This window comes from Longimicrobium sp. (genome assembly GCA_036389135.1).
GTDB lineage: Bacteria > Gemmatimonadota > Gemmatimonadetes > Longimicrobiales > Longimicrobiaceae > Longimicrobium.
In genome coordinates this window covers 17,719-28,489 of record DASVQP010000026.1, presented here as the reverse complement: position 1 = coordinate 28,489, position 10,771 = coordinate 17,719, and the positions used below count along the sequence as shown (strand labels likewise).

At 68.9% G+C, this 10,771-nt stretch carries 10 protein-coding genes and 1 tRNA gene; 2 read left to right on the top strand and 9 right to left on the bottom strand.

Annotation, left to right across the window (positions count from 1 at the left end):
- Positions 1–1,275 (top strand): MFS transporter (locus VF584_05380; protein HEX8209597.1); only part of this gene is annotated, 1,275 nt, incomplete at its 5' end.
- Positions 1,276–1,364: 89 nt separating this feature from the next.
- On the opposite strand, the gene VF584_05375 is transcribed toward VF584_05380, so the two are convergent.
- The gene (locus VF584_05375; GenBank protein HEX8209596.1) at positions 1,365–2,294 is read right to left on the bottom strand and encodes a cysteine hydrolase; all 930 of its coding nucleotides are present in this window, start codon (positions 2,292–2,294) and stop codon (positions 1,365–1,367) included.
- Positions 2,295–2,469: 175 nt separating this feature from the next.
- On the opposite strand from VF584_05375, the gene VF584_05370 reads away from it, so the two are divergent.
- Complete coding sequence (locus VF584_05370) at positions 2,470–3,153, top strand: TetR/AcrR family transcriptional regulator (protein HEX8209595.1); 684 nt, start codon at positions 2,470–2,472, stop codon at positions 3,151–3,153.
- A 255-nt stretch (positions 3,154–3,408) separates the two neighbouring features.
- On the opposite strand, the gene VF584_05365 is transcribed toward VF584_05370, so the two are convergent.
- The 8 genes from VF584_05365 to rimM form a co-directional block, all read right to left on the bottom strand.
- Positions 3,409–4,326, bottom strand: a complete 918-nt coding sequence (locus tag VF584_05365) for a hypothetical protein (protein HEX8209594.1) — start codon at positions 4,324–4,326, stop codon at positions 3,409–3,411.
- Positions 4,327–4,854: 528 nt separating this feature from the next.
- Positions 4,855–4,927, bottom strand: a tRNA-Lys gene (locus VF584_05360).
- A gap of 217 nt (positions 4,928–5,144) precedes the next feature.
- Positions 5,145–7,394, bottom strand: coding sequence for a Tex family protein (locus tag VF584_05355; GenBank protein ID HEX8209593.1), 2,250 nt, complete (start codon positions 7,392–7,394; stop codon positions 5,145–5,147).
- A 142-nt stretch (positions 7,395–7,536) separates the two neighbouring features.
- Entirely contained in the window at positions 7,537–7,941 is a 405-nt protein-coding gene (locus VF584_05350; GenBank protein HEX8209592.1) for a hypothetical protein, read from the bottom strand.
- A gap of 8 nt (positions 7,942–7,949) precedes the next feature.
- The gene (locus VF584_05345) at positions 7,950–8,615 is read right to left on the bottom strand and encodes a ribonuclease HII (protein ID HEX8209591.1); all 666 of its coding nucleotides are present in this window, start codon (positions 8,613–8,615) and stop codon (positions 7,950–7,952) included.
- 455 nt (positions 8,616–9,070) lie between these two features.
- The gene (rplS, locus tag VF584_05340) at positions 9,071–9,433 is read right to left on the bottom strand and encodes a 50S ribosomal protein L19 (protein ID HEX8209590.1); all 363 of its coding nucleotides are present in this window, start codon (positions 9,431–9,433) and stop codon (positions 9,071–9,073) included.
- A gap of 75 nt (positions 9,434–9,508) precedes the next feature.
- Entirely contained in the window at positions 9,509–10,213 is a 705-nt protein-coding gene (gene trmD / locus VF584_05335) for a tRNA (guanosine(37)-N1)-methyltransferase TrmD (GenBank protein HEX8209589.1), read from the bottom strand.
- Positions 10,210–10,761, bottom strand: a complete 552-nt coding sequence (gene rimM / locus VF584_05330) for a ribosome maturation factor RimM (GenBank protein ID HEX8209588.1) — start codon at positions 10,759–10,761, stop codon at positions 10,210–10,212. Before rimM ends, trmD begins: the two co-directional genes overlap by 4 nt.
- Positions 10,762–10,771: the final 10 nt, after the last annotated feature.

Here is a 10,771-nt window from a genome sequence, read left to right as displayed (position 1 = left end):
CATGCCGGACGGCCATGGGCACTCGCCAGCCTTGCGTTGTGCATGTTGCTGTCCTCGCTCGGCACCAGCATCGCCAATGTCGGCCTGCCGGCCTTGGCACAGGCGTTCGACGCCTCCTTTCAGGACGTCCAGTGGATCGTCCTGTTCACGCTGGCCTCGGGCTTGAGCGGCATCGCGTCCGCGCTCTGGCTGCTGATCGCCGCGCGGGCGGCCCAAGGCCTGGGCGCGGCCGTCATGATGGCCCTCACCATGGCCTATGTCGGGGAGACGGTGCCGAAGGCGAAGACCGGCAGCGCCATGGGGCTGCTCGGCACGATGTCCGCCATCGGCACGGCGCTCGGGCCGTCGCTGGGTGGCGTGCTGATCGCCGGGCTCGGCTGGCGCGCCATCTTCCTGGTCAAGGTGCCGCTGGGCATCGCGGCCCTGCTTCTCGCGCACCGCCATCTCCCCGCCGACCGCCCCGCGCCGCGGACGGATCGGGCGCGCCACGACCACCTGGGTACGCTGCTGTTGGCTCTGACGCTCGCGGCCTATGCGCTGGCGATGACGATGGGACGCGGGCGTTTCGGTCCGCTCAACATCGCCTTGTTGTCGGGCGCCGTGCTCGGAGCCGCCCTCTTCGTGGTCACTGAGACAAGAGCCGCATCGCCCCTGATCCGGCTGGCGATGCTCCGCGACCGCGTGCTCGGCACGGGCCTCGCCACCAGCGCGCTCGTCTCCACGGTGATGATGGCGACGCTGGTGGTGGGGCCGTTCCACCTGTCGCGGGCGCTCGGGCTGGACGCGGCGCTCGTGGGGCTCGTGCTCTCCGTCGGTCCGCTCGTCGCCGCGCTGACCGCCGCGCCCGCGGGCCGCATCGTGGACCGTCTAGGGGCACCGCGCCTCACCATCGCCGGGCTCGCCGCCATCGCGGCCGGGTCCGCCGCCCTGTCCCTGCTGCCGCTGAGCTTCGGCGTCGCCGGGTACGTCGCGCCCATCGTCGTCATCACGGCCGGTTACGCGCTCTTCCAGACCGCCAACAACACCACCGTCATGAGCGGCGTTCGCCCGGACCAGCGGGGCGTCGTCTCCGGCATGCTCAACCTGTCGCGAAACCTCGGCCTCATCACCGGCGCATCGGTGATGGGCGCGGTGTTCGCCTTCGCATCCTCATCCCCCGACATCACGACGGCACCTCCCGCCGCCGTTTCCACCGGCATGCGCATCACCTTCGCCGTCGCGGCGCTGCTGATCGTCGCCGCGCTGGTGATCGCGGGAGGGAGGAGATCCGACTAGCGTTGTCGATCTTCAGGCAAAGTGCCTGGCGCGCCGTTGACCGCCCCGGCCAGCGGACGCCGCGGCAATCCGCCCCAAATCGAAGTGTGCTACAATTCAGAGCTTTTGTTTCCGAGACCTGAATCCGCGGGCGTCGTGTTGTCATCGAAGCCTCCAATCAATTCATCCGAGCCGCAGACCCAACCGAATACAGCTTCGATGGCTAAGAGAGATGCGTCGTGGTTGCTGCGCGGCAATCCGTACCCGATCGGCTCGGTGGTGCAATCCGAAAGTACGATGCAGCTGTAGTCCCTGAAGGCTGCATCCTGCACCGTCGTCCCTACACATATGCTTGTAGTACAGCCGGTTACGATGAGGAACTTTATCCCCATCTGCTGCAGGGTTTCATCCAGCTTCGTCTCAAAAAACCCGCTATGCCGGTGCTTGTAGATCACTACGTCCCCGGCCTCGGGCTGAAGACCTGGAACGATGTCCGTGCCCCAGGTGTCTCGGATCAGGATCCGGCTCTCGCGACCATCGGGGGCCTGAATCGATTTCCCAACGCCGATGCTCAGGTGCCTCTCGCGGTTCGGAGACCCGGGAGCGCCGAGATCTGCCAGGTCGGAGCGAAACCCCATCTTGAGGTAGACGACCTTCATCCCCGCGCCGCGGGCGGAGTCCAGCACGCGCGCGATGGGAGGGACGACTCGTTGGATGATGGAGACATCGATGCCCATTCGGTCGAACATTCCCCCCTCGCTGCCGAAGTCGTTCTGCATGTCAACAACGAGCAGGGCGGTATGGGCAGGATCGATGGTGATCGGCGCTGGCCGCGCGTTCAGCACAATCGGTCGCAGCGGCACCACGGGCGGATCATCGAAGGTAGTCCGTTTCGTGGGGTGCACCCCCTCCGCGGCGGCGGCGGTAGCTGCGATTCCGGCCAGCGACACCGCGGCCGCTGCCGTCCCACAAAGGGTGAGCGCATCCCGTCGACTGAGCGCGTGAGCAAAGATAGGTTTTTGCTCGCTGTGGCTTTTCATAGAGCTGCCCTCCGGTGGGGGTTGAAGGATAGGAGTGGTGCCGGTACCCCATAGCGGGTGCGGGCGTAAGATGAAAGTTCAGCCTCCCGGGTGCTGCCGGCCTGACGTGTGCCATGGACGCCGCGTCCTATAGGTTACAGTCCGGAGCAAATCACTACAGTAACACTGTAATCAAATGAGCGAGCCTGTCAAGCCTCCTTCGCGCGCCTACCGTTCCCAGATCAGAAGGGAGCAGGCGAAGCTGACTAGGGAGCGCATCATTGAAGCTGCCGCCACGCTATTTCTGGAGCACGGATATAAGGGTACAACCGTCGCACGGATCGCCGAGTCAGCGGGGGTGGCCGCCGAAACGGTCTACGCTGCGTTCGGGGGGAAGCGGGGACTGCTGGAGGGAGTGGTTGAGCATGCGATCAGCGACGCGCCGAGCGACCGCACGACCACACCTGAAGGCGGGTCGCACGATGCGATGGTTGCCGATATGGCCGCGCTTCCTACGTCGCGCGAGCGCCTGCGCGCCTATGTCGCGTTCTGTTGCAGCGTACTCGCTCGCACGAGTCCCTTCCACGCTGTCCTCCGCGGCGCGGCTGACAGCGAGGAATTCGCGGTTTCACTACGCGCCCGGCTTCTAGAGGAGCGGCTCGACAAACAAATTCGGCACCTCCGTCTGCTCGTTGGCGCCGCGCTACGCGCCGGCATCACCCTGGAGCAAGCCGCGGAGAGCTTCTGTGCTCTGAGCAGCCCGGAGATGCACCACCTCATGACTTCTGAGCTTGCCTGGAATCCCCGGGCACATGAGGAGTGGCTCGCCAGGTTCTCGGAGATGGAGTTGCTCGGGTTGGAATCACACGCGGACGGTTGATGCTACCCGGTAGGAGGGCAGGCCAACGTAACATCGCGCGAAGCGAGTCAGGGTGCCCGCCCTCCTGCCCGGCTACCACTTGAAGCGGATGGGTGTTTGTCTCCGATTCTCGCGCGGGTGCACCCCTGCGGCGCTGCACCTTTGCGCTTGGCCGTCTGCCGCGGCCGCTACGCTCGTGGCCTTGATCTCACGCGACGTTTCCGGAGCGGCGGCCGGCTCCGGCTCCGGGTTGTTCGTGAGCCCGGATGGTTTCGTTCAGGGCCGGCGCAGCGGCGGCGGCTGTACCGGCGGCCGGTTCACGCGTGACGGGTCGCTCGCCCTGGTGCGCGGGATCTCCGGCACCTCCACCCGGGTCCGCGCCGGCATCTGGTCGATGGGGATACGCGCCCCGGTTTCGCCCGCCGCGTTGGCGAACTGCAGATCGATCATCTGCGCCCCTCGTAGCGCGCGCACCGGCAGCTGGATGGTGAGCACGTCGTTGCGCATGTTGTACGATGCCGGCGTCGCCGCCCACGATCCGGTGCGGTCCGTCTTCCACGCGATCCGTTGCGGTGGCGTGCCGCCGAACGCCACTGTCACGGTAACGTTCGAGGCGGTGTCCTGCAGCGCCGCCTGCATCACCCGCCCCGGCGTGGTGGAGACGATGGTGAAGGGAGCGACCACCTCCACCGCCCGCGCCTCCGACACGCCGTGCGCGGTGCGCACTACGACGGTGTAGCGCCCCGGCTTGCGCATCTCGGGCGGGAGCGGAAACGCGGCGTATCCGGCGGGGAGGTTCTCCTCGAAGCGAGGGATATGCGTGCCGTTCACCGTGATGTGGAGCGGATACATCCAGTACTGTCCGGTAAGCGCCACCTTCCAGTTTGCGTCCGTCATGGACGGGCGGATGGCGAGCGTTGCGGGGGAGACGCCGGTGAGCCGCGGCCGTTCAACGACGATCGGGATCCCGACGGTGTTGGAGTGCGTGCCGTCCACGATCAGCCGGGCCTCCAGCGTGCCGGCCGATTGGAGCAGCGGATGCGCCGGGATGATGAAGGACGTCGCCACGGTGTTCCCGCTGACGACCTGCGCACGCACCCATTGGCCGCCCTGGCGCCGCACGTCCACTGCCCACCGTGCCGGGTCATTGGGTCCGCCTGGCCAGATCCGCTCGCCCTCCAGTGTGATGCTCACGGACCGCTGCGCAGGCTGGACTAGCAGAACGGACGGGCGAGTGCTCCTGATCAGCGGCCCCTGCGCGCCCAGAACGCAGGGAGCCAGTAGCAGGGCGGCGGTCATGGCGAGGTATCGCATAGGTTGCTCCGGCGAGTGATGGGGGTTTCGAGGCCGCGCCTACGCCCCGATCCAGGTGACCAGCAGGCAGCGTCCGCCGGGTCGTACTGCGCACGGCAGTACTGCTGGGTACGTTAGGTGCCGTCCTGGGAGGACTACAACGCTCCTGGCGGCGCCGAGTAGGGGATGTCCCCCGGACGACCACCTCGGTCAGGGGGTGATTCCGCGAGCCGAGGTCGCCAGGGTCCGCGACGGTGGCATCGGCATCTCACCCGAGGGCTCGACAAAGCTCTTCGCCCCGTTCAACATCGTACTTTCTGCGCCACCGGCACGCCAGGTGATTCGTGGATCATCCTCCGTTTGACTCAGGGTAGAAACGAGAATCCCGCACGGGTCTAATCTCTAGACACCGTGCGGGCTTCTGATGAATGGGCCGGGTGGGACTCGAACCCACGACCTAGCGATTAAAAGTCGCGTGCTCTACCAACTGAGCTACCAGCCCACAAGCGGGGCAATATAACGACATGCGTCCGGTGCCTCAACCGGCGCCGCCCAACGGAAGTCTTACGCAGAGGCGCAGGAGAGGGAGAACCACAGGAGAAAAACATCACACAGAGACACGGAGGGAACTTCAAGGGCACAGAGAACCCCTTCTGCTTTTCTCTCAGTTTCTCTGTGGCTCTGTGTGAGGCATCTGTTCTTTACTCTCCTGCGCAGGATCATCGCTTGGTGATGCGCATGCCGTTGGGCGCCACGCCTTTCGGCGGGGGCGGCTTGGGTGCGCCCTGCGTCGGACCGGGGCGGCGATCGGGTTGGCGCTCGGGGCGGCGAGGCGGCCTGGCCTCGCCGCTGCGCATGGAGAGGGCGATGCGCTTGCGAGGCACGTCCACCGAGAGCACGCGCACGGTCACGCGGTCGCCGACGCGGGCGGCGGCGTTGGGATCCTGCACGTAGCGGTCGGAGAGCTCCGAGACGTGCACGAGGCCGTCCTGGTGCACGCCCACGTCCACGAAGGCGCCGAACGCCACCACGTTGGTGACGGTGCCCTGCAGCGTCATCCCCTCGCGCAGATCCTCGATCTTTTGCACGTCGTCGCGAAAGGCGGGGGCCTCGAAGGCGTCGCGCGGGTCGCGGCCCGGTTTGCGCAGCTCGGCGAGGATGTCCTGCAGCGTCGGCAGGCCCACTCCTTCGCCTACGTAGCGCTCCGGCTGGATGCGCGCGATGGCGCCCTCGTTCCCCACCAGCTCCCTGACGCCCACGCGCAGGTCGCCCGCCATGCGCTCCACCAGGGCGTAGCGCTCGGGGTGCACGGCCGACGCGTCGAGCGGATGGTCGCCGCCGCGGACGCGCAGGAAGCCGGCCGCCTGCTCAAAGGTCTTGGGCCCCACGCCGGGCACCTTGAGGAGCTGCGAGCGCGAGCGGAAGGGGCCGGCCTGGTCGCGCTGCCTGGCGATGCGCTGCGCCGCCGTCGGGCCGATGCCGGCGACGTAGGAGAGGAGGGCGGGCGACGCGGTGTTGACCTCCACGCCCACGCGGTTCACGCAGCTCTCCACCGTCTCGTCCAGGCGGCGCTTGAGGCGGGTCTGCGACACGTCGTGCTGGTACTGGCCCACGCCGATCGACTTGGGATCGATCTTCACCAGCTCGGCGAGTGGATCCTGCAGCCGCCGCGCGATGGAGACGGCGGAGCGGAGCGTCAGGTCCAGCTCCGGGAACTCCTCGCGCGCCACGTCGGACGCGGAGTAGACCGACGCGCCGGCCTCGTTGACCATCGCCACCACGGGACGCCGCTCGGCGGGGATGTCGCGAAGGGCTTCCCTGACCAGCTTGTCCGTCTCGCGGCTGGCGGTGCCGTTCCCCACGGCGACCAGCTCCACCGAGTGCTGGGCGGCGAGACGTGCGATCTCCTGGCGGAAGCGGTCCTCCTGGTGCAGGTAGACGACGCCGGTAGCCAGCAGCGCGCCGGTGCGGCTGACGACGGCCAGCTTGCACCCGGTGCGGAAGCCCGGATCGACGCCCAGCACCGAGCGCTCGCCGGCCGGCGAGGACAGAAGCAGCGCCTCCAGGTTCTGCCCGAAGATGGCGATCGCCTCCTCGTCGGCGCGCGTCTTGAGCTCCATCCGCACCTCCACCTCCACCGAGGGCGCCAGGAGGCGGCGGTGCGCGTCCTCGACGGCACGGCGCATCTGCTCCGGCGCGCGGTGGCCGGCGGCGAAGCGGCGCAGAAGCCCCGCGACGATCTCCTCGTCGGGCGCGGTGATGCGGGCGGTGAGCACCTCCTCCGCCTCGCCGCGGCGGATGGCGAGGATGCGGTGGCTGGGGAGGAGGCGCACGGGCTGCGAGAAGTCGTAGTAGTCCTGGAACTTGCTGGCCGCGCCCTCCTTGCCGCGCGCCACCCTGCTCTCCATCACCCCGCGCTCGCGCACCAGGTCGCGCACGCGGGCGCGGGCCGCGGCGTCTTCCGCGATACGCTCGGCCACGATGTCGCGCGCCCCGGCCAGCGCGTCATCGACCGTGGGGACGCCGCGCTCCTCGCTCACGAACCCGGCCGCGGCCGAGGCGAGCTCCGCGTCGGAGGTGCGGCCGGCCCAGAGCAGCCCGGCCAGCGGCGCCAGCCCACGCTCCGCGGCGATGATGGCGCGGGTGCGGCGCTTGGGCTTGAAGGGGAGGTAGAGGTCTTCGAGCGCCTGCTTCGTCTCCGCGCGCCCGATGGCGGCGCGGAGCTCGGGGGTCAGCTTCCCCTGCTCGTCGATGGACTTGAGGATGGCGGCGCGGCGCTCGTCCAGCTCGGCCAGGTACTCGTGGCGGTCGCGGAGGTCGCGCAGCTGCACCTCGTCCAGCTCGCCGGTCGCCTCCTTTCGGTAGCGCGCGACGAAGGGGATCGTGTTGCCTGCGAGAAGGAGCTCCAGCGCGGCGCGGACCTGCGGCGCGCGCAGCCCGAGCTCCGCGGCGATTCGTTCAGCGTACAAGCGATGGTATGGAGTTCAGGGGAACAGCAACTGCAGCCTCACACAGAGACACAGAGGAAACTACAAGAAAAGAAAAGTCTCCCATGCTGTTCCTCTGCGTCCTCTCTGTTTCCCTCCGTGTCTCTGTGTGAGATTGTTTTTCTCAGACCCCCGATCTGCGCGTGGCGATGCGGGCGCCGATGGCGGCGGCGATGACCTGAAAGAGGACGGCGCCGGCGGCGGAGGCGGGGGGGATCTGCCATTCCGAGGCGTCGAGCGTCTCACCGGCCAGGAGATTCGCGACGAACCAGACGGCGACGGAGAAGAGGCCGATCCCCACGGCGTGCAGGATGGGGGCGGCGCGGACGCGGATCCCCGTGAGGTAGCCGCCGGCCAGGAAGCCCACGAAGACGGAGAGGAGCACCCACGCCAGGCCGATCTCGCCGGTGCGCGGCACCACGCCCAGGGCGATCAGGCCGAAGAGGATGGCGGACATCACCGCCACCCCGATGAACCAGCCGAAGGCCACCCACGAAGGACGTACGTTCTGGAGGTGCTCGCTGTGCATGGCCCCGTTCAGGAAAGCGTTGGGTCGAAGTTGACGCGCACCGGCGCGAACGAGGTGCGGTGGTGCGGCGTGGGGCCCTGCCGCGCGAGCGCCGCCAGGTGCTCGGCGGTGCCGTACCCCTTGTTGCGCTCCCAGCCGTAGCCCGGGTACCGCCGCGACAGCCGGTCCATCAGCCGGTCGCGCGTGACCTTGGCCAGGATCGACGCGGCGGCGATGCAGTGCACGCAGCCGTCGCCCTGCACGATGGCGGTATGCGTCCCCACCCCCAGCTCCGGCACGGGGAGCCCGTCCACCAGCAGGTGGTCCGCGGGAACGGGGAGGCGCGCGATGGCCCGGCTCATCGCCAGCGCGGTCGCCCGGCGGATGTTGATGCGGTCGATCTCCCGCGCCGACGCCGCGCCGACCGCGAACGCCACGCAGCACTCCGTGATGCGCCCGATCAGCTCCAGCCGCGTCGCCGCCGTGAGCTGCTTGCTGTCCGTGACCCCCGGGATCCAGCACCCCTGCGGCAGGATCACCGCCGCGGCGACCACGGGCCCGGCGAGCGGCCCCCGCCCCACCTCGTCCACCCCCGCCACGAACGACATCCCGCGCTCCCAGAGCCCGGTCTCGGTGGCGAGCAGCTTCCGCAGCCGGGCCGGTGAGGGGCGGCGCGGGCGCTTGGTGGTTGGCACGCGAAGGGAGAGGGTACGGGGTACAGGGCACAGCATCGACGGCAGGGACGATACACCGAACCGCCAGACGGCACAACCGCACCCCGATTCCGTAGGGGCGCGATTCATCGCGCCCGTGCCCAACGCCGCTCCGAGGCTCGTCGTGTACACCAATCCCGTAGGGGCTGCCCCACGTGGCTGCCCGTGCCATGGGAATGACGATGACGCCGGTGTTCCACGAACGGCCGCGACACCACATCCGCGGCCAGGGCAGGCGCCCGAACATGGGATGGGACCGTGTACACGGGAGAGCCCGTCTCCTTCGCTCCGCGCCACAGGCCGGTGCGGAGGAGAGGGCGGTGAGGCGCTTTGCTCAGGAAGTTGGGGTGCGTCGCCGCGATTCCTGGTGAGGCCATAAACGGGAACAGCCACCCGGCCGGGTGGCTGTTCCTAATCCCTAATCCCTGATCCCCGCTTTACTTCGCGCCGGGCCGGGCCGTACGCCGCTCGCGGATGCGGGCCGCCTTGCCGCGCAGGTTGCGCAGGTAGTACAGCTTGGCGCGGCGCACGCGGCCCTGGCGCACCACCTCGATGCTCGCGAGCATCGGGGAGTGCAGCGGGAAAGTGCGCTCCACGCCCACGCCGCCCGAGATCTTGCGGACCTTGAATGTCTCGTGCACGCCGCCATGCTTGCGCGCGATGCAGACGCCCTCGAACGCCTGGATGCGCTCCTTGTCGCCCTCGCGAACCCGCACGTTCACGCGCAGGGTGTCGCCGGGGCGGAACTGCGGAAGGCCCTCCCGCAGATATTCCTTCTGGGTCTCCATGAACGGATGCATCGCTCGATCCTCGTGTTTGTTGAAGTGTGAGAGGTTGAGGGGACCGCGCACCGCGCGCGGCGTATGTCCCCAACGTCAACTCGTTCCCGGCCGCTCCAGCAGCTCGGGCCGCCGCTCGCGGGTGAGGCGCTCGGCCTCGTCCCGCCGCCACGCGGCGATGCGCGCGTGGTCCCCCGAAAGGAGCACCGGGGGCACCCCCATCCCGCGAAACTCCGCGGGGCGCGTGTACGAGGGGGGGCTCAGCCACCCGTCGTAGAACGAATCCGTGGAAGCGGACTCGTGGTCGCTGATGGCTCCCGGAAGGAGCCTGACCACCGCGTCCACCACCGCCAGCGCCGGGATCTCGCCCCCGGAGACGATGAAGTCTCCCAGGCAGACCTCCTCCGTCGCCAGCCCTTCCGCCACCCGCTGGTCCACGTCCTTGTAGTGGCCGCACAGCAGGGTGATCTCCGGCTCCAGCGACAGCCGCACGGCGTCCTCGTGCGTGAACCTCTTGCCCCGCGCGGACATCAGGAGGATCGCCCCCTCGGGACGGTCCCGCCCCTCCGGCGCCAGCGACTCCACGGCCTCGAAGAAGGGGGCCGGCTTCATCACCATCCCCGCCCCGCCGCCGAACGGCGCGTCGTCCACCGTCTGGTGGCGGTCGTGGGTGAAGTCGCGAAGCTGAACCAGCCGGTACTCCACCAGCCCCGCCGCCGCCGCCCGCGCCGGTATGCTCAGCCCCAGCGGACCCCGAAAAAAATCCGGGAAGAGGGTGACGACGTTGACGCGGAGCTTCACAGCTCCAGGAGCCCCGGCGGAGCGTTCAGCTCCAGCACCCCGGCCTCCACGTCTATGCGGCGCACCATCGCCTTCACGAAGGGGATGAGGAGCTCGCCCTTGCCCGGGCGGTCCACCGCCAGCAGGAAGCCGGAGGGCGCGTCGTACAGCTCGCGCACCGTCCCCACCGTTCCCTCGTCCGCCGCCACGGTGAGGCCGACGAGCTGGTGGAGGAAGACCTCGTCCTCGTCCAGCGGCCGGGCCTCGCCGCGGGGGATCACCAGGGTGAGCCCCCGCAGCGCGTCCACGTCCGACTCGCGCCCGTGCGGGTCGCGCGGACCGATCTCGACCGCCTTCACCAGCAGCCCGCCCTTGAAGGGACGGGCCCGCTCGATGGTGAGCGAGCGGTCGATGGGGCGCCCCTCCGCGTCCGCCAGCCGCACCACGCGGCCGGTGGCGAAGACGTCCGTGGGATGGTCGGTCTCCACGCGGACGAACACTTCTCCCTTGATGCCGTGCGGCTTCTGCACCGCGCCGACGATCAGGAAGTCCCCCTCGGACTCAGTCACTTCGAGACTG